At 73.0% G+C, this 22,254-nt stretch carries 22 protein-coding genes; 9 read left to right on the top strand and 13 right to left on the bottom strand.

Annotation, left to right across the window (positions count from 1 at the left end; translation table 11 throughout):
- Positions 1–5: 5 nt before the first annotated feature.
- Positions 6–581, top strand: a complete 576-nt coding sequence (locus tag ACH4E8_RS16925; protein WP_398448798.1) for an HD family hydrolase — start codon at positions 6–8, stop codon at positions 579–581.
- Positions 582–735: 154 nt separating this feature from the next.
- Positions 736–1,227, top strand: coding sequence for a hypothetical protein (locus tag ACH4E8_RS16920; protein WP_398448796.1), 492 nt, complete (start codon positions 736–738; stop codon positions 1,225–1,227).
- A gap of 20 nt (positions 1,228–1,247) precedes the next feature.
- Here the strand turns inward: ACH4E8_RS16920 and ACH4E8_RS16915 are convergent, their stop codons facing one another.
- Entirely contained in the window at positions 1,248–1,508 is a 261-nt protein-coding gene (locus ACH4E8_RS16915) for a hypothetical protein (protein ID WP_398448795.1), read from the bottom strand.
- 223 nt (positions 1,509–1,731) lie between these two features.
- Between ACH4E8_RS16915 and ACH4E8_RS16910 the strand changes: the two genes are divergently transcribed.
- From ACH4E8_RS16910 to ACH4E8_RS16890, 5 genes are all read left to right on the top strand, one after another.
- The gene (locus tag ACH4E8_RS16910; RefSeq protein WP_398449219.1) at positions 1,732–3,117 is read left to right on the top strand and encodes a sensor histidine kinase; all 1,386 of its coding nucleotides are present in this window, start codon (positions 1,732–1,734) and stop codon (positions 3,115–3,117) included.
- A 20-nt stretch (positions 3,118–3,137) separates the two neighbouring features.
- Positions 3,138–3,785 carry a response regulator gene (locus tag ACH4E8_RS16905; RefSeq protein WP_398449217.1) on the top strand — a complete coding sequence of 216 codons (648 nt, stop codon included), beginning with the start codon at positions 3,138–3,140 and terminating at the stop codon, positions 3,783–3,785.
- A 260-nt stretch (positions 3,786–4,045) separates the two neighbouring features.
- Positions 4,046–5,251, top strand: a complete 1,206-nt coding sequence (locus ACH4E8_RS16900; protein ID WP_398448794.1) for a cytochrome P450 — start codon at positions 4,046–4,048, stop codon at positions 5,249–5,251.
- A 245-nt stretch (positions 5,252–5,496) separates the two neighbouring features.
- Positions 5,497–6,504, top strand: a complete 1,008-nt coding sequence (locus ACH4E8_RS16895; protein WP_398448793.1) for a DUF1648 domain-containing protein — start codon at positions 5,497–5,499, stop codon at positions 6,502–6,504.
- 1 nt (position 6,505) lies between these two features.
- Entirely contained in the window at positions 6,506–6,862 is a 357-nt protein-coding gene (locus tag ACH4E8_RS16890; protein WP_398448792.1) for a GntR family transcriptional regulator, read from the top strand.
- Between the two features lie 222 nt (positions 6,863–7,084).
- Here ACH4E8_RS16890 and ACH4E8_RS16885 read toward each other — a convergent pair whose 3' ends face one another.
- Positions 7,085–8,719 carry an ABC transporter permease gene (locus ACH4E8_RS16885; RefSeq protein ID WP_398448791.1) on the bottom strand — a complete coding sequence of 545 codons (1,635 nt, stop codon included), beginning with the start codon at positions 8,717–8,719 and terminating at the stop codon, positions 7,085–7,087.
- Positions 8,716–9,666 carry an ATP-binding cassette domain-containing protein gene (locus ACH4E8_RS16880; RefSeq protein WP_398448790.1) on the bottom strand — a complete coding sequence of 317 codons (951 nt, stop codon included), beginning with the start codon at positions 9,664–9,666 and terminating at the stop codon, positions 8,716–8,718. The genes ACH4E8_RS16885 and ACH4E8_RS16880 overlap by 4 nt, the downstream gene beginning before the upstream one ends.
- Before the next feature lie 105 nt (positions 9,667–9,771).
- On the opposite strand from ACH4E8_RS16880, the gene ACH4E8_RS16875 reads away from it, so the two are divergent.
- Positions 9,772–10,266 (top strand): GbsR/MarR family transcriptional regulator, encoded by a 495-nt coding sequence (locus ACH4E8_RS16875; protein ID WP_398448789.1) that lies wholly within the window; start codon positions 9,772–9,774, stop codon positions 10,264–10,266.
- 215 nt (positions 10,267–10,481) lie between these two features.
- Here the strand turns inward: ACH4E8_RS16875 and ACH4E8_RS16870 are convergent, their stop codons facing one another.
- The 10 genes from ACH4E8_RS16870 to ACH4E8_RS16825 all read right to left on the bottom strand — a co-directional run bounded on the left by ACH4E8_RS16870 (position 10,482) and on the right by ACH4E8_RS16825 (position 20,942).
- Positions 10,482–12,131, bottom strand: a complete 1,650-nt coding sequence (locus ACH4E8_RS16870; protein WP_398448787.1) for a sensor histidine kinase — start codon at positions 12,129–12,131, stop codon at positions 10,482–10,484.
- Entirely contained in the window at positions 12,128–12,847 is a 720-nt protein-coding gene (locus ACH4E8_RS16865; RefSeq protein WP_398448784.1) for a response regulator transcription factor, read from the bottom strand. The genes ACH4E8_RS16870 and ACH4E8_RS16865 overlap by 4 nt, the downstream gene beginning before the upstream one ends.
- Before the next feature lie 387 nt (positions 12,848–13,234).
- Positions 13,235–14,056 carry an NAD(P)H-binding protein gene (locus ACH4E8_RS16860; protein ID WP_398448782.1) on the bottom strand — a complete coding sequence of 274 codons (822 nt, stop codon included), beginning with the start codon at positions 14,054–14,056 and terminating at the stop codon, positions 13,235–13,237.
- A 72-nt stretch (positions 14,057–14,128) separates the two neighbouring features.
- Positions 14,129–15,043 (bottom strand): alpha/beta hydrolase family protein, encoded by a 915-nt coding sequence (locus ACH4E8_RS16855; RefSeq protein WP_398448781.1) that lies wholly within the window; start codon positions 15,041–15,043, stop codon positions 14,129–14,131.
- Positions 15,044–15,410: 367 nt separating this feature from the next.
- Positions 15,411–16,691 (bottom strand): kynureninase, encoded by a 1,281-nt coding sequence (gene kynU, locus ACH4E8_RS16850; RefSeq protein WP_398448778.1) that lies wholly within the window; start codon positions 16,689–16,691, stop codon positions 15,411–15,413.
- The gene (locus tag ACH4E8_RS16845; protein ID WP_398448776.1) at positions 16,684–17,541 is read right to left on the bottom strand and encodes a tryptophan 2,3-dioxygenase family protein; all 858 of its coding nucleotides are present in this window, start codon (positions 17,539–17,541) and stop codon (positions 16,684–16,686) included. Before ACH4E8_RS16845 ends, kynU begins: the two co-directional genes overlap by 8 nt.
- A gap of 227 nt (positions 17,542–17,768) precedes the next feature.
- Positions 17,769–18,197 (bottom strand): DUF3151 domain-containing protein, encoded by a 429-nt coding sequence (locus tag ACH4E8_RS16840; protein WP_398448774.1) that lies wholly within the window; start codon positions 18,195–18,197, stop codon positions 17,769–17,771.
- A 164-nt stretch (positions 18,198–18,361) separates the two neighbouring features.
- Positions 18,362–18,973: a dihydrofolate reductase family protein gene (locus ACH4E8_RS16835; protein ID WP_398448772.1), complete on the bottom strand. Its 612-nt coding sequence runs from the start codon at positions 18,971–18,973 to the stop codon at positions 18,362–18,364.
- An 86-nt stretch (positions 18,974–19,059) separates the two neighbouring features.
- Positions 19,060–19,707: a response regulator gene (locus tag ACH4E8_RS16830; protein WP_398448770.1), complete on the bottom strand. Its 648-nt coding sequence runs from the start codon at positions 19,705–19,707 to the stop codon at positions 19,060–19,062.
- The gene (locus tag ACH4E8_RS16825) at positions 19,704–20,942 is read right to left on the bottom strand and encodes a sensor histidine kinase (protein ID WP_398448767.1); all 1,239 of its coding nucleotides are present in this window, start codon (positions 20,940–20,942) and stop codon (positions 19,704–19,706) included. The genes ACH4E8_RS16830 and ACH4E8_RS16825 overlap by 4 nt, the downstream gene beginning before the upstream one ends.
- Before the next feature lie 275 nt (positions 20,943–21,217).
- Here ACH4E8_RS16825 and ACH4E8_RS16820 point away from each other — a divergent pair, with 275 nt between their 5' ends.
- Complete coding sequence (locus tag ACH4E8_RS16820) at positions 21,218–21,880, top strand: hypothetical protein (RefSeq protein WP_398448765.1); 663 nt, start codon at positions 21,218–21,220, stop codon at positions 21,878–21,880.
- Positions 21,881–22,254 lie beyond the last annotated feature (374 nt).

The following is a 22,254-nucleotide window of genomic DNA, read 5'->3' as shown; positions in this document are numbered from 1 at the left end:
GGACCGTGGCTGACGGCCTGTCCGCTGTGGCGCACTTCCTGTACGAGGCGGGCACACTGAAGCACGCCCGCCGAACAGGCTGGTGGATGGCGGGCGTCCGGGACCCCGAAAGCGTGGCCGAGCACTCGTGGCGCACGTCTCTGATCGCGTCCGTCATCGCGGAGTTGGAAGGGGCAGACCCCGCACGGGCAGCGCTGCTCGCCGTGTGGCATGACTCCCAGGAGACGCGCACCGGGGACGTGAACCACCTCGGCAAGAAGTACGCGCCCAGCGCGGATCCCGAGGTCGTCACAGCAGACCAGACCACCGGCATGCCGGAGGTGCTCGCGGCGAGGGTGCGTGACATCGTCGCGGAGTACGAGGCCAAAGAGACACCCGAAGCCGTCTGCGCCCGCGACGCCGACAAGCTCGAATGCATGCTCCAGGGGATCGAGTACCGAGCCCGGGGCCACGAGAGTGCCCAGCGGTGGATCGACAACAGCCGCGCCCGCCTGACCACCGACACCGCCCGCAAGCTCGCGGACGAACTGCTGTCCCAAGGCCCTCTCGACTGGCTGCACAACGCCTTGAAGCCCTGCTGAACGTCCCGACCGGCCGATCGCGTCGCAGCGACCACCTGACTCGCACCACGCCCCAGGCCCGCACGCTTCACAGACTCCGTTCCTCGCCGGGCGCTTCGCCCAAGTGCTCCACCGTGATGCGCCGCAGGAACTCTCACCCGTGGAAGAGGGAAACGTGACGACCATCGCCGTGACCGGCCACATGGACCTGACCCAGGACAGCGTCCCCCTCGTCCGCGCAGCTCTGGACGACCTCCTCGGGCAGCACGCCCGCGAGGGGCGGCTCGTCGGTGTCTCCTGCATCGCGAAGGGCAGTGACTCGGTCTTCGCCGAGGCCGTGCTCGCCGCGGGCGGGCGGCTGACGGTCGTCGTCCCTTCCCGGGACTACCGACGGAACAAGGTCAAGCCCGATCACGCTGCTCTCTTCGACCGCCTCGTCGAAGCCGCCGAGGAGACCGTGACCCTTTCCCACGAGACGGCCAACCGGCAGGCGTACGAAGCCGCCAATGCGGTTCTCATCGAGCGTGCCGACCGGCTCGTGGCGGTGTGGGACGGCCAGCCGCCCACCGGTAAGGGCGGCGGCACCGCAGACACCGTGCTCGAAGCCCGAGCGGCCGGCGTACCCGTTGATGTCGTGTGGCCCGAAGGCGCCGCGCGGCGAGGTTGAGGGCCGGCCGTGGGGGCCGGTCAGCCCCCGTTCCGCTCCGGCAGGGGCGAGTACCGCGTCGGACCCGGGGTGCGGCCCTCCGGTGGGTAGTCGCAGTCGAGGCTGGAGACCTGGTAGTCGTCGCCCTCGTTCTGCTCCTGGTCGACGACGACCGCCGCGGTGCAGGCGCGGCCGTGTTCGTCGGTGAAGGTGACGATCTCGCTGTAGTCCGTCGGCTGGCTGCACCCCGCAAGCAGCAGCGCCGCCGCGGCGGCGGCCACCCCGGCGGCGGCCGATCGCATTCCCCGTAACCGTCTCATTCCCCGCCCCCCGTCGAACGCCTCTGCCGACGGGCATAAGCGTGCCCCGCCGCGGCGGGATCCATGTGCCGTTGGGCAGCCGGTTCCTCGAAGCGGCGCCGCCGGACCACCCCGGGGGGGCCGCTCGTCGTCGTGGTCACCGCCGTGACCTGCGGCTAGGTCGCAAGACGGCCCCGTAGTCCTCAAGACGGACCCGCCAGGATCCATACCTGTGCGGACGACCCCGCCCCCTCGCCCCCGTACCGTTCAACCTGTGACTGAGACGACCCGCAGCCCCGAATACCGCCTGGCCGTCGGGGTCCTCCAGGGCCTCCGGCAGGATCTCTTCCACGACGCCTTCGCGTACCGTCCGCTGGCGCCGTTGCGCACCGACGGGCCCCTGATGCGCAAGCTTCCCGAACGGATTCGGGAGCGTGCGCAGTGGGGGCTGCACGCGCTGATCGTCGGGGTGGCCGCCGTGATGTGCCTCAGTGCGGCGACCTTCATCGGCGGGGACTACGTACGGGTGCTGTCGCAGGCCCTGGTGCCCGCGGCGATCACCCTCATGCTGCTGGTGCGGCCCGTCGGCGCCTTCTGGGTCTCGCTGCTGGCCGCGCCCGTGCTGTCGTCGCTCGAATCGTGGGGGCTCTGGCCCTGGACCCCGGCCGCGTTCGCCGCGCACCTGCTGATCATGTTCGTGGTGACGATACGGACCCGGCCGCGCACCGCCGTGTGGATGTGGGTGCTCACCGCCTTCACGGGGCTGCTCGCCGACATCTTCATGGCGCGCTACTACGACAGCATCATTCCGCAGATGCTGCTGTTCTCCGCGCTGGTGCTGCTCGGTGCGACCGTGATCAACGTGCGGCGCTCCGCCGAGCAGGAAGTCCGCGCCGCCGAGCAGGAAGTGCAGGCCGAGCGGACCGTGACCGCCGTCGAGCGGGACAAGCGCACGCTGCTGGAGGAGCGCACCACCATCGCCCGCGAGCTGCACGACGTCGTCGCGCACCACATGTCCGTCGTCGCCATCCAGGCCGAAGCCGCGCCCTACCGGGTGGAGAACCCGCCGGAGGAGTTGGAGAAGGCGTTCGCGACGATCCGGGAGAACGCCGTCGCCGCCCTCACCGAGCTGCGGCGCATCCTCGGGGTCGTCCGCGCGGAGGACTACGAGGCGCCCGACGCGCCGCAGCCCGTGCTCGCCGACCTGGAGAACCTGCTGGCCAACGTCCGCGACGCCGGGCTCGACGTGACGAAGACCGGCACGGGCGCGGTCAGGCCGCTGCCGCCGGGGGTCGAGCTGTCCGCGTACCGGATCGTCCAGGAGGCGCTGAGCAACGCGCTGCGGCACGCCCCCGGGTCGTCGGCGAAGGTGGAGGTCTCGTACGTGCTCGGCGGGCTCGGGCTGCGGGTGGTCAACACCGCGCCCAGCGGGCTGGTCAAGCCGTCGCCGGGCGCCGGGCACGGCATCACCGGGATGCGGGAGCGGGTGAGCATGCTCAACGGCGAGCTGACCGCGGGGGCGACGGAGGACGGCGGGTACGAAGTGACCGCGTTCGTGCCCGTACCGCTCTCCGAGAGCACGCAGACGAACGACAAGGAGGGCACGGCGTGAGCGAGCGCACCATCCGCGTGATGATCGTCGACGACCAGATCATGGTCCGGGAGGGCTTCTCGGTCCTGCTGAACGCGATGCCGGACATCGAGGTCGTCGGCGAGGCGGTGAACGGCCGGGAGGCCGTCGCCAAGGTCGCCGAGCTGGTCCCGGACGTCGTCCTGATGGACATCCGCATGCCGGAGCTGAACGGCATCGAGGCCACCCGCGAGATCGTCGCCTCGAACGCCGAGTCCAAGGTGCTGGTGCTGACCACCTTCGACCTGGACGAGTACGTGTATCAGGCGCTGCGCGCCGGCGCCTCCGGCTTCCTCCTCAAGGACGCCTCCGCGCGCCAGCTCGCGGAGGGCGTACGGGTCGTCGCCGCCGGCGAGGCGCTGCTCGCGCCGACCGTGACGCGTCGGCTGATCACCGAGTTCTCCCGGCTCAACCAGGCGGCGCCCAAGGTGGGCGCGCCCGCGCAGGTCGGGGATCTGACGGAGCGCGAGACGGAGGTCCTGGTGCTGATCGCGCAGGGGCTGTCGAACGCGGAGATCGCCGCGCACCTGGTCGTCGCCGAGTCGACGATCAAGACGCACGTGAGCCGGGTGCTGGTGAAGCTGGGGCTGCGCGACCGCACGCAGGCCGCGGTCTTCGCGTACGAGGCGCGGCTCGTCACGCCGGCGTAGCTGCCGCGGGCGCTGCTGGCGAGCGCTGCTGGCGGGCGCGGTGACGCCGTGGTGGGTGCGCAGCGATGGTGCCCGCGGGCCCGGTGGGTGCGCAGCGATGGTGCCCGCGGGCCCGGTGGGTGCAGGGACCGACGCCCCCGCAGGGGCCACGGCGGGCGCGCCCCGAGGCGCGAGGAAGCGCGACCTGCAACAACGTCTGGCGCGTCACGCTCAGGTTGCAACCCTGGTCAGACGGGCATTTCGGAGGTTAGCGTCCGGATATGGACGCAACATTCGAGCCGTGGTCACCCGCTTTCGTCGCCGATCCCTACCCGGCGTACGACGCGCTGCGGGCCGCCGGGCGGGTGCACTGGTTCGAGCCGACCCGGCAGTGGCTCGTACCCCACTACGCGGACGTGTCGGCGCTGCTGCGCGACCGCCGCCTGGGGCGGACGTATCTGCACCGCTTCACGCACGAGGAGTTCGGGCGCACTCCCCCGCCGCCGGAGCACGAGCCCTTCCACACCCTCAACGACCACGGCATCCTCGATCTGGAGGCGCCGGACCACACCCGCATCCGACGGCTGGTGACGAAGGCGTTCACGCCGCGGACCGTCGCCGCGCTGGAGCCCACGGTGCGGCGGCTGGCCGCCGAGCTGGTGGCCGGGCTCGTCGAGCGCGGCGGCGGGGACCTGCTGGCGGACGTCGCCGAGCCGCTGCCGGTGGCGGTGATCGCGGAGATGCTGGGCGTCCCGGAGCCGGACCGGCACCTGCTGCGGCCGTGGTCCGCGGACATCTGCGGGATGTTCGAGTTGAACCCGTCGCGGGAGACGGCGCAGAAGGCCGTCACGGCGTCGCTGGAGTTCTCCGCGTACCTGCGGGAGCTGATCGCGAAGCGGCGCACCGACCCGGGGGACGACCTGATCTCGGCGCTGATCGCCGCGCACGACGAGGGCGACCGGCTGACCGAGCAGGAGATGGTCTCCACCTGCGTGCTGCTGCTGAACGCGGGGCACGAGGCGACCGTCAACACCACCGCGAACGGCTGGTGGACGCTCTTCCGCCACCCCGAGCAGCTCGCGGCGCTGCGCGCCGACCACGCGCTGCTGCCGACGGCGGTGGAGGAGCTGATGCGGTACGACACCCCGTTGCAGATGTTCGAGCGCTGGGTGCTGGACGACGTCGAGATCGACGGGACGGTCGTGCCGCGCGGCTCGGAGCTGGCGCTGCTGTTCGGCGCGGCGAACCGGGACCCGGCGCGGTTCGCCGCGCCGAACGCGTTGGACCTGGGGCGGCAGGACAATCCGCACGTCACCTTCGGGGCCGGCATCCACTTCTGCCTGGGCGCACCGCTGGCGCGGCTCGAACTGGTCGCGTCGTTCGGGGAGTTGCTGCGCGAGGCGCCGACGATGCGGATGGTCGGGGAGCCGGAGTGGAAGCCGGGGTACGTGATCCGGGGTGTGACGGAGTTGCGCGTGGAGCTGTGACGCACCGCGGATGACCGAACAGGTCCCGGGCCCTCGTGGGGCTCGGGACCTGTCCCGCTTCCCGAGGGGCGGACCTGTCCCGTTTTCGAGGGGCGGACCTGTCCCGCTTCCCGAGGGGCGGAGCGGCCTGTTTCGAGGTGCGGAGCGGTCTGCTCTTCCGCGGGGCGGAACGGCCTGCGCTATCCTCTAGTTGTTCTAGTCCTATACGAACAATGCTGAGCGTCGCGCTCCGCCGAGGAGGCAGCATGGACCGCCCCGACCGGACCTCTCACGCCCCGCCGCCCGCCCTGCCGTCCGCACCGCTGCGCTGGTCCGCCGGGCTGCCCTGCCTGCTGGCCGCCCTGGTGGTGGCCGTGGTGTTCGCCGCGTCGTGGTCGAACCTGCCGGACCCCATGGCCGTCCGCTTCGACGAGCGCGGCGACGTGAACCGCTCGGGGTCCCCGGCGCAACTCCTGCTCCTGTGCGAGGTGCTGCTGCTCGGCCTCGGTGCGGCGCTGGTGCGCGGCGCGCTGCTGCGGAAGGTCGACCTGCGGGCGCTGTACGCGGCGTCCGCGGCCACGGCCGTCGGCCTCGGGTACCTCTTCACGGTCGTGGTGCTGGTGAACGCCGACGCCGCCAGCGCGGACGAGGCGCGGCTGCCGCTGTGGCACCTGGCCGTGGCGGCGGGGGCGGCCGTGGTCGCCGCCGTCGGGGTGCGGGCGCTGGTTCCCGAGGGGCCGGCGGCCCGCGCCGACCGCTCCGACCGTCCGGTGGTCACGTCCTCCGTGGGGCTGCGGCAGGGCGAGCGGGCGGTGTGGGTGCGCAGCGTCGGCCCGCGGTGGTTGACCGCTTCCGCCGTCCTGGGCACGGTCGCCGCCGTGACGGCCGGCGCGCTCGGCTGGAGCCCCGGCTTCTGGCTGGCACCGCTGGGGCTGCTGGTCGGGGCGCTGCCCGGCTCCCGGGTGATCGTCGACGGCTCCGGTCTGACCGTACGGCCGCCGGTGCTGCCCGGACCGCGGATCCACGTGCCGCTGGACCGGATCGTCCGGGCGTGGACCGCGGAGGCCCGGCCGCTGGCGGACCTGGGGGGCTGGGGGTACCGGATCAAGCCGGGGCGGCGCGGGATCGCGCTGCGGTCCGGGGCCGCGGTGTGGCTGGAGTTGGCGGACGGCAAGGAGTTCGTCGTGGTCGTGGACGACGCCGCGACCGCGGCCGGGCTGCTGGCCGACCTGCTGGCCGGGGACACCGGGAACGCGCGACGGGACGACCGTTGACATGCTGATCCGCATCGACACCTGCTCCGCCGTGCCGCTGGCGGAGCAGGTCGCCTCCTCCGTGCGCCGGGCGCTGTCCGACGGCGCCCTCAACCCCGGCGACCGGCTGCCCGCCGCCCGGGAAGTGGCGCGGCTGCTGGACGTCAACGTGCACACCGTGCTGCGCGGCTACCAACAACTGCGCGAGGAGGGGCTGATCGACCTGCGGCGCGGCCGCGGCGCCGTCGTCGTCGCCGCCCCGGCGCAGGCACGGCTGCGCGAGGCCGCCCGTCAACTCGTGGCCGCTGCCCGCGAAGCCGGCTTCTCGCAGGACAAGACCGTCGACCTGCTGCGTACGAGTTGGTCGGAGGAGCCGTAGCCCCCGGGCCCTCTCTCAAGGACCCGGGCCGTGTCCGCGAAGTCCCGCGCGCGTCCCTGCGCCTTTGGACGCAGCCGCCGTTCCCCGGGGGAGCGTCGGTCTCCGCCGGCCGGCGGTGGGCCACAGGCGGGCCGTGGACGCCATGAGCGCACACCCGTCACGGTGCCACCGCGCGCGCCCGGTGCGACGACACGCAGAACTTCCGGGCACGAGACGGGCCCGTCACGTCGTCTCGATGTCGCGCCGGCGCAGACCGGCCAGCCCCGCGCCCACCATCACCGCCGCCAGCGCCGTGAGCACCAGCACCGGCGGCCAGCTCATCGCGGAGCCCGGCATCTTGGGCAGGTGGGCGTACGGCGACAGGTCCAGCACCGCGTCGGGGAGGTCCAGCGCCGGGCCGATCCAGCCGATGGCCAGGCACAGGCCGGCCAGGGCCCAGGCCGCGGTGGCGAAGCGCGGCAGCAGCCCGTACACCAGCACCGCGATCGCGCCCAGCAGCCAGACCGCCGGGATCAGCACCAGGGCGCCGCCGAGCACCGAGCCGAAGGACTCGCCGTGGCCGATCGCGAGGCCGAGGCCGCCGACCGCGAGGACGACCGCTGCGCCGCCGAAGGCGATCAGCAGGTGTCCGAACGCCCAGCCGGTGCGGCTGACCGCGTTCGCCAGGATCGGTTCGGCGCGCTGCGAGGTCTCCTCGCCGTGCAGCCGCAGCACCGCGGAGACGACGTACACCGCCGCGACCATGCCCAGCATGCCGACCATCGCGGCGAGGAACGCGTCCGTCATCCCGGCCTGGCCGCCCAGGCGCTCGATGATCTGCCGGGTGTCCTCGTTGTCGCCGATGAGGTCCGAAGCGCCGTCGGCCATGCCGCCGAAGACGATCCCGAGCGCCAGGAACGCGAGCGTCCAGGCGAGGAACGTGCCGCGCTGGAGCCGCCAGGCGAGGCCGGTGGCGGTGGTCAACCGGCCGACGGCCGGCCCCGGTCGGGTCGCCAGGAAGCTCATGCCGACGTCGCGCCGGCCGGCGAGGACGTACGCGACCAGGCCCTGCACCACCACGGCAGCGGCCAGCAGCAGGAGCAGCCACCAGCGTTCGCCGGCGAAGGGCCGCACCTGCGACGCCCAGCCGAGCGGGGACACCCAGGTCAGCACCGAGTTGCCGGCGGCCTCGGCGGAGTCGCCCGCGGCGCGGAGCGCGAACGCCAGGCCGAGGACGGCGCCGGCCAGGCCCCGGGCCAGCCGGGCGCTCTCGGTGAGCTGGGCCGTGATGCCCGCCGCGCCCGCGAAGAGCATGCCGACCGTGCCGACGGTCAGCCCGAGCGCGAGCGCACCGCTCGCCGAACCGGTCGGCCCGGCGGTCGCGACCACGACCAGCAGGGCGAGCGAGATGTTGGCGACGAGCGCGGTCAGCAGCGCGGCGGTGAGGGAGGCGCGCCGGCCCACGGCCATCGACGACAGCATCTCCTGCCGGCCGGTCTCCTCCTCCTCGCGGGTGTGCCGCACCACGATCAGCAGGCTCATCAGCCCTGCCATGGTGGCCGTGAACATCCCGAACCGCCACGCGACCAGACCGCCGAGGGAGTCGTCGAAGGCGGGGCCGGTGAGCGCGCGCAGCGAGCCGTTCGTCAACAGCGAGTCGAAGATGTCGGTGCGCTTGGCCGGGGTGTCGTACAGGCTCTCCAAAGAGCCGACTCCACCCACCACGACCATTCCGAGCACCAGCACCCACGCCGGGATCATCACCCGGTCCTGGCGCAGGGCGAGCCGGAAGAGGGGGCCGGTGCCGGCGAAGGGCTGCGGGCCGCGGTCGGCGACGGGGACGACGGGGGTGCCGGGGGGCGCGTACGAGGCGGTCACCAGGCCACCGCCGTCGAGTCGTGCGCGGCGGAGCCCGTGCCGTCACCGGCGGACAGGTTCTTGCCGTCGGCCGCGTAATGGCGCAGGAACAGCTCCTCCAGCGTGGGCGGGGTGCTGGTCAGGGACCGTACGCCGGAGTCGGTCAGGGCCCGCAGCACCGCGTCCAGCTTGTCCGTGTCGACCTGGAGCCTGACCCGGTGGCCGGTGACCACCAGGTCGTGCACGCCGGGCAGGCCGGAGATGCCGTTCGGCGGGCCGGCCAACTCGGCGCTGATGCTGGTGCGCGTGAGGTGGCGCAGGTCGGCGAGGGCGCCGGTCTCCACGGTGCGGCCCTTGCGGATGATGCTGACCCGGTCGCAGAGGGTCTCGACCTCGCTGAGGATGTGCGAGGAGAGCAGGACGGTGCGCCCGCGGTCGCGCTCCTCGGCGACGCAGCTCTGGAAGACCTCCTCCATCAGCGGATCGAGCCCGGACGTCGGTTCGTCGAGGATCAGCACGTCCGCCTGCGAGGCGAAGGCGGCCACCAGGGCGACCTTCTGCCGGTTGCCCTTGGAGTACGTCCGACCCTTCTTCGTCGGGTCCAGCTCGAAGCGTTCGATGAGCCGGGCGCGGCGCGCGGTGTCGAGGCGACCGCGCAGCCTGCCGTACAGGTCGATGACCTCCCCGCCGGAGAGATTGCGCCACAGGGTCACGTCGCCGGGGACGTACGCGATGTTGCGGTGCAGGTCGACGGCGTCCCGCCAGGGGTCCTTGCCGAGCAGCTGCGCCGCGCCGGCGTCGGCGCGCAGCAGTCCGAGCAGCACCCGGATGGTGGTCGACTTGCCGGAGCCGTTGGGCCCCAGGAAGCCGTGGACCTCGCCGGCTTCGACCGCGAGGTCGAGCCCGTCCAGCGCGTGCGTCCGTCCGAACGACTTGTGGAGCCCGGAGACGGTGATGGCCTTCGTCATGATTTCGAGCGTACGGTTTCTTCAGAAATTTGTGAAGTTAAGAAACCGTATAAAGTCGGGAGGCGACGGCATGGGGACGGCGACCAGGGGAGATGAGGCCGAGCCATGGAGCAGAAGCAGGGCGAGCAGCGCGACGAAGCGGCGGTCTCCGCGTTCGTCGAACGCTTCGCCGCGCAGTTGGTGGACGCCGGCATGGCCCGGATGCCCGCGCGCGTGTTCGCCGCGATCCTCGTCTCCGACGGGGGCGTGATGACCTCGACGGAGATCGGGCAGCAGCTACAGGTCAGCCCGGCCGCGGTGTCGGGCGCGGTGCGCTACCTCTCCCACGTCGCGATGCTCACGCGCGAGCGCGAGCCCGGCTCGCGGCGGGAGCGCTACCGGGTCCACTCGGACCAGTGGTACGAGGCGATCGCCAGCCGCGAGCAGATCATCAAGCGCTGGGAGGACACCATGCGCGACGGCGTGACGTCGCTGGGCCGGGACACCCCGGCCGGGCAGCGGCTGGCGGAGACGCTGGCGTTCTTCGAGTTCATCAAGACCGAACTGCCGTTGATGATGGACCGGTGGCGCGAGCGCCGGGAGGAACTCTTCGGGAATTGAGGTCTGCGGGGCGGATTCGCGGACGGCGGGGCGTGCCGGGGCGCAGGGGGTTCGGGAGACGTACGCAACGGGCGCGTGCGGCACCGAAGCGGACGTCGGCGCCGTGACCTTCGCCGCCTTGCCGTCGCGCATCGCCGACGCCGTCGCCGCCTTGCCGACGCCGCCTTCTGTTGCCGCCTTCTGTTGCCGCCTTCTGTTGCCGTCGCTCGTCGCCGTCAGAGGCTCTCCAGCGTCACCGTGAACGTGGTCCCCGCGCCGACCGTGCTCGTCACGTCCACCCACCCCCCGTGGTCCCGGACGATCTGCCGCACGATCGACAGCCCCAGCCCGCTCCCCCCGGTCCGCCGGCCGCGCGACGCGTCCCCGCGCCAGAACCGGTCGAAGAGGTGCGGCAGGTGCTCCTGGGGTATCCCGGCGCCCGTGTCCCGCACCCGCACCAGCGCGCGTTCCCCGTCCTCCGCGAGCTCCAGGGTGACCGCGCCGCCGGGCGGAGTGGCCCGTACGGCGTTGCTGACGAGGTTCCCCACCGCCTGCCGCAGCCGGTACGGGTCGGCGCAGACCGCGACCGCCCGGGCGCCGACCGACACCTCCAGCCGCACCCCCGCCTCCTCGGCGCGCGCCCGGTGCGCGACGCGACACGTCTCCAGCAACTCGCCCAGGTCCACGGCGGAGAAGTGGTACGTCAGGGCACCCGCCTCCGCGAGCGCCAGGTCCTGGAGGTCGTCCACGATGCGCTGTTGGAGCATCACCTCCTCGTGCAGGGAGGCCAACAGCTCCGGGGTGGGCTCCAGGTATCCGTCCTGGAACGCCTCCACGTATCCGCGGATGTTCGCGAGCGGGGTGCGTAACTCGTGCGCCACGTCCCCGGTGAGCCGGCGCTGTCGCTCCTCGCCGGCCTGGATGGAGCCGGCCATCCGGTTGAAGGCGCGGCCGAGCCGGGCGATCTCGTCCCGCCCTTCGACGGGCACCCGCCGTCCCAGGTCCCCCTGCCCCAGCGAACTCGTCGCGGCGGTGAGGGTGCGGACGGGACGCAGGACGGTCCTGGTGAGGAGGATGGCGGCGAGGGCGACGACGACGGCGACGCCGGCGGCGAGACCGGCGACCGGGGCGGTGGAGAGCCGGAACGGGGGCGTGTTGCCCTCGCCCACGTACACGTCGAGGCGCGGGGGTGCGACGTCCTGCACTCCCTTGCGGAACGCCTCTTGGAGACAGTCGTTGAGGCGCTCCCGGGCCTTGGGGTCCAAGCCGAGGCACTGGAACGCGACCTTGCGGTCCTTGGGCGACACCAAGGCGTCGGGCCGGGCCCGCATCCGCTCGACCGCCGTGTGGCACTTCTCCTCGTACACCCACCCTTCGAGGAGGACCGGATTGCCGAACTTGTCCGGTGCGGCCTTGAGCGGGTGCCCGATGGTGCTCAGGCACGTCAGCATGTGCACGGTCGTCTCGTAGTCGGCGATCTGGGCCAGGGTCCGATCGGCGCGAGCGATCGACGTCCTGTCGTAGGTCAGCACCATCCGGGGCATCGGATCGACGGTGGCCGCCGGCCGCGGGCTGATGCTCCGGGGCGAACGCCCCCTGAGCACGTCCGAGTCGGCGACCAGCACGTCCTTGCCGATGGAGACCCGGATGCGGTGGCCCGTGTCGTCGGAGAGCCTGAGCACCCGCGGGCCGACGCCCGTCCAGGTGCCGTGGGAGAAGGCGTAGTCCTTCAGGCTGTCGGCGATCGAGTCGATCAGGGCCATGTCCGCCGTGGTGTTCCGCTTGAACTCGTCCTTGGCCTGACGCCACGTCAGCGTCGCGCTGGAGGCCGCCGCCACCACCGCCACGACCACCAGCAGCCCCACGACCCGCAGCCGGAAGCTCACCGCTGCGGCATGGACACGTGCCGCACCGACAGGCGGTAGCCGCGTCCGTACACGGTCTCCACGAAGCGCCGCCGGCGGCCGTCCGCCTCCAACTTGCGCCGCAGGTTGACCACGTGGACGTCCACGGTCCGCTCCAGGACGCCCTCCTCCACGCTGAAGACCCGCTCGATGATCTCCCGCCGGGTGAACACCCGCCCCGGCTCCAGCGCGAGCACCTGGAGGATCGCGAACTCCTTGGCGGTGAGCGGCACCGCCTCCCCGGATATCTGCACCTCGAACCGGTGCGGGTCGATCACCATGTCGTCGCCGCCGACGATCCCGCCGGGGAGGTCCGCCGCGCTGCCGGAAGAGACCCGGGAGCGCCGCAGCAGCGCCCGGACCCGTGCCGCCAACTCCCGCGGGCTGTAGGGCTTCGTCATGTAGTCGTCGGCCCCGAGGTCCAGTCCGAGCAGGACGTCCTCCTCGGTGGTGCGCGCGGTGAGCAGCAGGATCGGGACCTGGGACTCGGCGCGCAGGACGCGGCAGACATCGAGCCCGTCCACGAGCGGCATCATCACGTCCAGCACGATGAGGTCGGGCCGGTGCGCGCGGGCGTGGTCGATGGCGGACCTGCCGTTGGAGACGAGGTGGACCTCGTTGCCTTCGCGTTCCAGATAGACGCGGATCAGCGACGCCTGTTTGGCGTCGTCCTCGGCGACCAGGATGCGAGGGCTCAAGGGAACTCCTTCGAGGTGAATTCCGTGCTCTCCCGGACCTTACGCCGAAATGACTTAAGGGTTCCTTTCATCGGGCATAGAACTTTGCTTCATATTCTCTTCATCATTTGGCCAGGTGGGAGCGGTTTTTGGCCAACGCGGCGGGTCGTCACCGGGGCACAGTGCGTGACCTCGACGACGAGCGGGGCGGGCCGGATTCACCGCCGGCTATCACGCCGTGATAGTCGGCCGGATCTTTCCCTCACCCACCCCGTTCACCGCCTACTGATCGCCACTCAGTTGCCGCTCGCCACCGCTCAACTGTTTGGCGCTCGGCCGTTTGGTACTCGGCTGTTTGGTTCTCGGCTGTTTGGCGCTCGCCTCCTCAGCCCTCAACTCTTCAACAGTTCAGGCGCGAAACGCGTCGGCGTGGTCGCGGGCCCATTCCGCGAAGGTGCGGGCGGGGCGGCCCGTCACCTGCTCGACGGTGGGGTTGACCGTACGGCCGACTTCGGGGGTGTCCCGGTAGACCTCCAACAGGAAGTCGACGACCTCGTCCGAGTGCCCGGCCGCCCGCCAGTCGGCCAGCGCCTCCGCCTCGCTCAACTCCACCAGGCCGATCGCCCGTCCGCGGGCCGCGGCGAGCGCGTCCACCTTGTCCCGCACGGTCAGCACCTCGGGCCCGCTCAACAGGTACGTCCGGCCGCCGTGCCCGTCCTCGGTGAGCGCGACCGCCGCGACGGCGCCGATGTCGCCCTCGTGGACCATCGCGCTGAGCCGGTCCACGAAGGGTTCGCGCACCTCGTCCCGTGCGCGGACGCCGTCGGCCCAGCCGAGCGCGTTCGCCATGAACTCCACCGGCATGACCACGGTCCAGGTCAGGTCGCTGGCGCGCACCGCGTTCTCCAACGGCGTCTCGCCGCCGCCGTTGAGCACGGTGACCCGCCGCACCCCGGCCGCCCGCGCCAACTCCACGATGCGGGGCCCGGTGTCCAGGGGCACCAGGTACTCCCCGCCGAAGGTGATCAGATGGAGCCCGGTCACGCCCTTGAGCGCGTCCACCAGCGTGTCGGGGTCGGTCAGGTCGCCCTCCACGACCTCGACGCCGTCGGGGAAGTCGGCCCGCGCCGCGTCCCTGGTCAGCGCGCGGACCGCGTGCCCGCGGCGCAACAACTCGGCGACGACCTGTCGTCCGACGGTACCGGTCGCTCCTGCCACAAGATTCGTCATGGCTTCACCGTAGGAAGCCTTGCGGACAACTGCGGTCCGCAAGCGGGCGCGGCACGACGACCTGCCCGCGGGTCACCAGGCCAGTTGGGCGAGCTCCTCCATGACCACCGCGCACGCATCCGTCGCCGGGTCGATCAACGGGAAGTGGCCGACGTCCTCCAGCAGCGTCAGTCCCACCGTCTCTCCCGCCTTCGCCGCGGCCGTGACGAAGGATTCCGAGACCGCGACCGGGACGACGATGTCGTCGCGACCGTGCACCACGGTCGTCGCCATGCCGGTCGGCAGCAGCAGCGCCGGGTCGACGGCGGCGGACCGCTGCGCGAAGTCCGCTGCGTCGCCCATGAGTTGGCCCACGGCGCCGCCGCACACGTCCAACTCCACGGAGAGCGCGAGGTCCGCGATGGGGGCCAGCGCCACCACGCCGCGCAGCACCGGCGGCCGCGCCAGTCGCCACGGCGAGTCCGCCGGCAGTACGTGCCGGGCCGCGGCCCACAGGGCGAGTTGGCCACCGGCCGAGTGACCGGTCACCACCGTGCGCCGCAGGTCGACGCCGGGCAGCGCGGGCGGGGCGAGGCGCGGCAGCGCGTCCATCGCGGCGGCGACGTCGTCGAACGTCTCCGGCCAGCGCCCCGCGACGGGGGCGGCCTGTCCCGCGGCCCGCTGCTGCGGGAGGGCGCCCTCCCGCCCCCTGCGGTACTCCACGTTCGCGACCGCGAAGCCGCGCCGCGCCAGGAAGTCCGCGAACGGACTCACGTGCACCCGGTCGTACGGCGTCCGCCACGCCCCGCCGTGCAGCAGCACGACGAGCGGCGCGCCCTCGGTCGGGACGTCGCGCGGCGCGTAGAAGTCGACGAGCTGGTCGGGGTGCTCGCCGTACGCCGCGGTCGCGTCCGGCGCGACGGCGGGGTGGGCGAACGCGGACGCCGACTCGACGGCGTCACGGGCCGCGGCGGCGGCGCTCGGGTCCGACGCGTTTGCCTCCGGCATGCGGGGCCCAACCTTCCGAAGGAGCCGCGGACTTACCGCGGAAACTATCTGACCAGCGGGGACGCTACCAGTCCCCTGCGGTGGCCCCACCCGCGAGCACGTCCCGGTGCGCCTCGGCCCGCGCGCGCCGCGTCCCTGCGGGTGCGTTCGCTCTCCGCGGGCTGTCCGTGATCGTTCACGCAGTCCCCCGCGCCCCAAAGCCCCCACCCGCTGTGACACGAAAGGCAGATTGTCGCCCGCGGGCCGGTGGTGGGCTGTTCGCAGGGACCAACGCACCCGCAGGGAAACGGCGAGCAAGTCACGGGCACCGAGGGGCGCCCCGTTGCCCGAAAGGCACAGGGGCGCCCCCCACAGCGCACCGCTCCCGTCAGGCGCGCAGCTCCGCCAGGACCTCCGCGAGGGTCGACGCCGCGCGTTCCGCGTCCGCGAACGAGACGTACAGCGGGGCGAAGCCGAAGCGCAGGAGGTCGGGGCGGCGCAGGTCGCCCACCACGCCGCGGGCGATCAGGCGCTCCATGACCACCGGCGCCTCCCCGCACCGCAGCGCGACCTGGCTGCCGCGGGCCGCGTGCTCCGCCGGCGTAACCGGCGTCACCTGCGCAACCGACGTCACCGACGCCCCGCCCGCGTACTCCGCCACGCACCGCAGGAAGAAGTCCGTCAGCGCCAGGCTCTTCGCCCGCACCTCCTCGATCGTGACGCCCTCCCACACGTCCAGCGCCGCCTCCAACGCCAGCATGGAGAGGATGTCGGGCGTGCCGACCCGGCCGCGGCGGGCACCGTCCACCGCCGCGTAGTCGCGGCTCATCGCGAACGGGTCGGCGTGGGAGTTCCAGCCGGGCAACGGCGAGTCGAACGCGGCCTGGTGGCGCTCGGCGACGTACAGGAACGCCGGGGAGCCGGGACCGCCGTTCAGGTACTTGTACGTGCAGCCGACCGCGAGGTCCACGCCGTGCGCGTCCAGCCCCACCGGCAGCGCGCCCGCGCTGTGGCACAGGTCCCAGACCGCGACCGCGCCGGCGTCGTGCACCGCCGCCGTCAGCGCCGGAAGGTCGTGCAGCCGGCCGGAGCGGAAGTCGACGTGGTTGAGGAGGACGACCGCGGTCGTCGGGCCGAGCTCGGCCCGCAGCGCGGCGGGGTCCGCGGGGTCCACCGGCACGATCCGGTGCCCGGTCAGCCGGGCCGCGGACTCGGCGACGTACCCGTCCGTGGGGAACGTCGTCGCGTCGACGACGACGTCCGTACGGCGCGGGTCCGCGGACGCCAGCCGCACGCCCGCCACCACCGCCTTGAAGACGTTCACGCTGGTCGAGTCGGCGACCACGACCTGCCCCGGCGCCGCGCCGACCAGCGGCGCGATCCGGTCCCCGATCCGCTCGGGCGCGGTCCACCAGCCGCTCTCCGTCCAGGAGCGGATGCGCAGTTCGCCCCACTGGCGCTGGACGACGTCCGCGACCCGGGCGGGCACGTGCGCGGGCAGGGCGCCCAGCGAGTTGCCGTCGAGGTAGACGACGTCGTCGTCGAGGGCGAACAGGTCGCGCTTCGCGGCGAGCGGGTCGACGGCGTCGAGCTCGACGGCGCGCTCCCGCAGCGGGCGAGTGCCTTCGTAGGCGGTCTCGGATGTGGTCTCGGATGTGGTCTCAGACATGGCTACGGGCCGTCCACAGCTCGGGGAACACGTTCTTGCGGGCCCGCTTCTCCAGCCAGGCCACACCGGCGGAACCGCCCGTGCCGGGCTTCGCGCCCATGGCGCGCCGGGTCGCCACGAGGTGGTCGTTGCGCCAGCGCCACACCAGTTCGCCGACGTCGGTGAGCGCTTCGCCGAGGCGGAGCAGTTCGCCCTCGGCGTCGGGGTTCGCGTAGATCTCCGCCCACACGGCCTCGACGCCGGCGTCCGCGTCGTACCGCTGCGAGAGGTCCCGCTCCAGCACGGCCTGCGGCACCGCCTTGCCGCGCCGGGCGAGTAGCCGGAGCACCTCGTCGTACAGGCTCGGCTGCGCGAGCGCCGCCGTCAGTTCGGCGTGCACCCGGGGCGCGCCCCTGTGCGGCACCAGCATGGACGCGGACTTCTCGCCGAGCAGGAACTCCATGCGCCGGTACATCGCCGACTGGAAGCCGGACCCCTCGCCGAGCGCGCTGCGGTACGCGTTGAACTGCGCGGGCGTGAGCTGTCCGAGGGGTCGCCAGGAGGCGTTCAGCGCCTCCAGTTCGCGCACGGAGCGCTTCAGGGCGTCTATCGCCACCGGGACGCGGTCCTCGCGCAGGGCGCCGGTCGCGGTCTCCCACTCGTGGACGATGACGGTGAACCACAGCTCCATCACCTGGGTGGTGACCAGGAAGACCATCTCTCCGGGGTCGTCGGAGAGGGTGCGCTGGAGGTGGGTGAGGACGTCGGCCTGGACGTAGTCCTCGTAAGGAGTCGTACCCGCGAAATCCAGGTGCGGGAGGGCGGTCGCGTCCCGCGCGTCATGCGCGGCGGCTGCTGCGGACTGGGACATCGCTGTCTCCTGACTGTCCGGGTAGCGGTCCGCTCCTTCCTGTTGGCTTGGGAGCCCCGGTCCCCTACGGCGCATATTAGGCGCTGACCCGTGCCCCCTCCAGGCATCTGCGTCCTGAAGATCGTCGGGCACGGGTCGGGCGCGGGGCCGTCCGGGTGACGGCGGCGGTCGTACGGGGTGCTACCCGGGCGCAAGGCGCGTACGACGCCCTACGGCGTCGTCCCGGCTCAGCCGGTCGGGCTCGCGTCGAGGGTGTCCGCGGCGAGCGGCGAGGAGTCCCGCAGGAACGTCGCGCAGCGCTCGTACTCCTCCTGCTCCCCGATCGCACCCGCGGCGCGCGCGAGCGCGTTCAGGGCCCGCAGGAAACCGCGGTTCGGCTCGTGCTCCCAGGGCACGGGCCCGTGCCCCTTCCAGCCGCTGCGCCGCAGCGCGTCCAGCCCGCGGTGGTACCCCGTCCGGGCGTACGCGTACGACTCGACGGCCCGCCCCTTCGCGAACGCGTCGTCCGCGAGCTGCGCCCAGGCCAGGGACGACGTCGGGTACTTCGCGGCGACCTCGGAGGGGTCGACCCCGGAGGCGAGCAGTTCGCGCGGCGCGGGGTCGTCGGGCAGGTGGGTCGGAGGGGGTCCCCCGAGCAGGTTCTCGTGAATGGCCATGCGTCCCAGTCTCGCGCATGCGGTGCGGGTGTTCCGCATGCGCGAGGAGCGACGGTGGAGTCGCCGTTCCGCCGCGCCCGTACGGAGCGGGCGCAATCCGGTCGTCGGCGCGACCGCCGGTCAGTCGCCGCCGGTGCGCAGGGGCTGCGGACCGGTCCGGGCCGCTACGCGTCCGCGCCGTACGTCCCGTACTCCGGGCGGCCCGACGACTCGAAGACGTGCACCGTCAGACCGCCGGGAGTCGTCTCGTGGCTGACGGGGCGGAGGCCGGCCGGGGCGCCGCCGGCGGGGAAGAGGCGGCGGCCCTGGCCGACCACGACCGGGGCGATCGCCAGGCGGAACGTGTCGACCAGGCCCGCGGCCAGCAGGGACTGGGCCAGGCGGGCGCTGCCGTGGATCTGGAGTTCCCGGCCGGGCTGCCGCTTCACTTCGGCCACCTGGGCGGGGACGTCGCCGGAGAGGATCGTGGTCGGGTTCCACTCGGCCTCGGTCAGGGTGCGGGAGGCCACGTACTTCGGCAGGCCGTTCAGGATGCTCGCGCCGGGGTGGTCGGTCATCTTCGGCCAGTCCCGGGCGAAGTTCTGGTACGTGCGCCGGCCGAACAGGAACGCGTCCGCCTCGCCGAGCCACCGGGTGGCCAGCCGCTCGAACTCCTCGTCCAAGTGCGGTACGAACCAGCCGCCCGCGGTGAATCCGTCGCTGGTGTCCTCGTCCGGGGACCCCGGACCTTGGGAGACGCCGTCGAGCGTCAGGAACTGCTGCACAACCAGCTTCATCGAGCACCACTCACTTCGGCCGCTGAAAGGACGCTTCTCCGAGGTTGGACCGTGCGGCGGGCACAAACTCATCGCCCGCCGCGGCGCTACCGCGAACGCGCCCGGGACCAGGACCAGGCCGCGATGCCCACGCGGTTCCGCGCTCCCAGTTTCGTCTGGACGTTCGCGACGTGCGTCTTCACCGTGCCCGCGGCGATGAACAGCGCCGCGCCGATCTCCGCGTTCGTCAGGCCCTCGGCCACCAGCCGGGCGATCTCCTCCTCCCGCGCCGTCAGCGGGGACGCCTCCCCCGGGCCGGCCGCCTCCTCGGGCCCGGCCCCGCTCAGCAGCCGCACCGTCAATTGCGGGCTGATCAACACGTCCCCCGCCATCGCCGCCCGCACCCCCTCGATCAGCAGCCCGGGGCCTGAGCGCTTCAGCAGGAAGCCGCACGCCCCGTCCCGCAGGGCCGTACGGACGTAGTCGTCGTGGTCGAACGTGGTCACCACCAGCACCCGCACCGGGTCCGCGACGCCGGGGCCGGCCAGTCGGCGGGTGACCTCCAGGCCGTCCAGGCCGGGCATGCGGATGTCCGCGACGACCAGGTCGGGCCGGAGTTCGCGGGCCGAATCGACCGCGGTGAGGCCGTCCGCAGCCTCGCCGACCACGGTCATGTCGGGCTGGGAGTCGAGGATCAGCCGGAAGCCGTGGCGGACGTCGTCCTGGTCGTCGGCGAGGAGGATTCGGGTGGTCACGGCGACTCTCTCGGGTGCGGGGCTTTCCGGTGCGGGTCCGTCGGGCGCGGGGGGAAGGCGTCGGGGAACGTGACGGCCAGCCGCCAACCCCCGTCCGCGGTCGGACCCGCGGCGAGGGCGCCGCCGGCGGCCGCGGCGTGTTCGGTGAGCGCGGGGATGCCGAGGCCGCCGCTGCCGCGCGCCCGGCGCGACGACAGCGGCCGCCGACCGCCCGCGCCCGGGCCGTTGACGACGCTGACCTCGACCGCTGCGGCCGTCCGGACGACCCGTACGTCCACCCGACGCGCGCCGGGCGCATGCCGGCGTACGTTCGTCAGTGCCTCCACCACCACGCGGTACGCGACCGTGCCCGTCTCCCGCGGCAGTGCGTCGGCCGCGGCCGGCGACACCTCAAGGCGGGCGTCCAGGCCGCCCGTCGCGCCGAACTCCGCAACCAGCGCGGGCAGCGCGTCGAGCCCGGGAAGCGCCCGCGACGCGGCGTCGGACTCGTCGGAGGCGTCGGAGTCGGAGGCATCAGAGTCGGAGGCGTCAGAGGCGTCGCCGAGCAGCGCGACCGTACGGTCCATCGCCGCCAGCGCGCTCAGCCCGGCGCGCTCGATGCGTTCCAGCGCGGGCACCGCCTGAGCCGGGTCGCTCGCCGCGACGAACAGCGCGGCCTGCGCCTGCACCACGATCCCGCTGACGTCGTGCGCCACGAAGTCGTGCAGGTCGCGCGAGAGCTGGAGCCGCTGGGCACGCCGAGCACGGGCGACCTCATCCGCGCGCCGCCGGGCCGCCAACCGCGGATACGTGCCCGTCGCCACCGCGCCCGCCACCGGCAGCAGCCAGAACGCCGCCGCGCCCACCCGCTCCAGGAACGCCCCCTCGATCAGGGCCGCGGGCCACACCACCACCGCCAACCCGGCGAGCGCGACCGCGTACCGCCGCTCCCGCGCCGGCGACCAGCGGACCACGGCCACGATCAACAGCAGCAGTACGCCGGCCTCCGCCAGGCTCCAGTACCCGCGGGTCTCCCCGGCGGTGCCCACGCCGCCCGCGGTCGCGCCGACGGCGACGGACGTGACGGTGGAGGTCAACGAGGCCAGGGCGCACACCGCGGTCGGGGCGGCGAGCCGGGCCCGTACGTCCGGGGCCTTGCGCACCCTCAGCAGCGCCCACACGACGACCGCCGCGCCGGCGACGGCGGGCAGGGCGACGACCGCGCTCCACGGCGGTGCGCCGGCAGCCAATTCCACGGGCCTCCCCCGATCCCCTGATCCGCTGGGATCCCCCGATCCCCTGTGCGTGATCGTCAGCGTACGGGGGCGGGCCGCGGCCGCCGCATCCCCCGATCGGCAGAGCGCATCCACCCAAGGCGCCCGTTCTTTCTACCGATCGGTGGATGGCCGTGGACGGGGGCGGACGACGAGGCTGGTGATCGTTCAAGCAGCGGTGCCAGCAAGCAGCTCTACGAGCACCGCGTCCACGAGCACCGCAGTCACCGGTACGCCCCTCGGCACAGGAGTCAGCCATGCGCTTCACCGCCACCACCCGCACCGTCGCCGCCCTCGGCGTCGCCACCGCGCTGCTCGACGGCATCGCCACCGCCACCACCGCGCACGCCGGCCCCGCGCAGCCGGCGAAGCTCCAGAAGTGGGAGCCGCAGAAGTGGGAGCCGCAGAAGGCGGCCGACGTCGCGAGCGTCCGCGGCTCCGCGCAGATCTACTTCTCGTACTCCGCCAACGACACCATCCGCTTCTCGGTCGACGCGAAGGCCACCCCCTTCACCGACCCGGTCCCCGGCGCCCCGAAGGGCCTGCCGACCGACGCCGACGGCACCCTCAAGTTCAGCCACTACGACCCGGACACCGACCGGACCGGGTGGGCGATAGCCGACGTGGACTGCCTGGTCACGGGCGGCAAGACGGCCACGCTCTCCGCGGTCGTCCGCAAGTCCAACACCGGCGAGGACGGCAAGCGCGTCGGCATCAGCATCCAGCAGGGCGAGCACGGCCGACCGGACCGGCTCGGCTTCAGCTGGGGCGTCGTCAACGTCGACGGCCGCCCCGACGGGGGCGTGGGGACCTGCCTCGCCCCCGCGCCCTTCGCCCCCGTGGTCAAGGGCGGCTACGAGGTCGCCCACACCGACCTGCCCCCTTTGCCGTCCGGCGCGATCCCGACGCCCAAGCGCTAGCCCATGCCGACGCATGCGCCTTCACCGCCGGAGGGCGGCCCCAGGCCCCAGGGCCCAAAGTGCCCTCGCCGTTTCCCTGTCGGACCATTGCCTCCTGCGACCCGGTGGTGGGCTTGTCGCGCAGTTCCCCGCGCCCCTAAAAACTCCCCCGCATCCCGGCGGCGTGATGGACAGGGCTCCCACGCATCCCCCCAGGAGCCCCCCCCCGGGCGGCAGGCAAGTGTCAGGGCAAGCGAAACAGGGGCGCTGGGGGTACCACCACGCCCTCGGCGTAGGTGGGGTCCCCCCGGAGGAACTGCGCGACCAGCCCACCACGAGGCCGCACAGACCAACACCCCCGCAAGGGAAACGGCGAGGGCATTTAGGGGCGCGGG

Source organism: Streptomyces sp. NPDC017979, assembly GCF_044328175.1.
Classification (GTDB): Bacteria; Actinomycetota; Actinomycetes; order Streptomycetales; family Streptomycetaceae; genus Streptomyces.
This window is presented reverse-complemented; position numbering and strand designations above follow the sequence as displayed.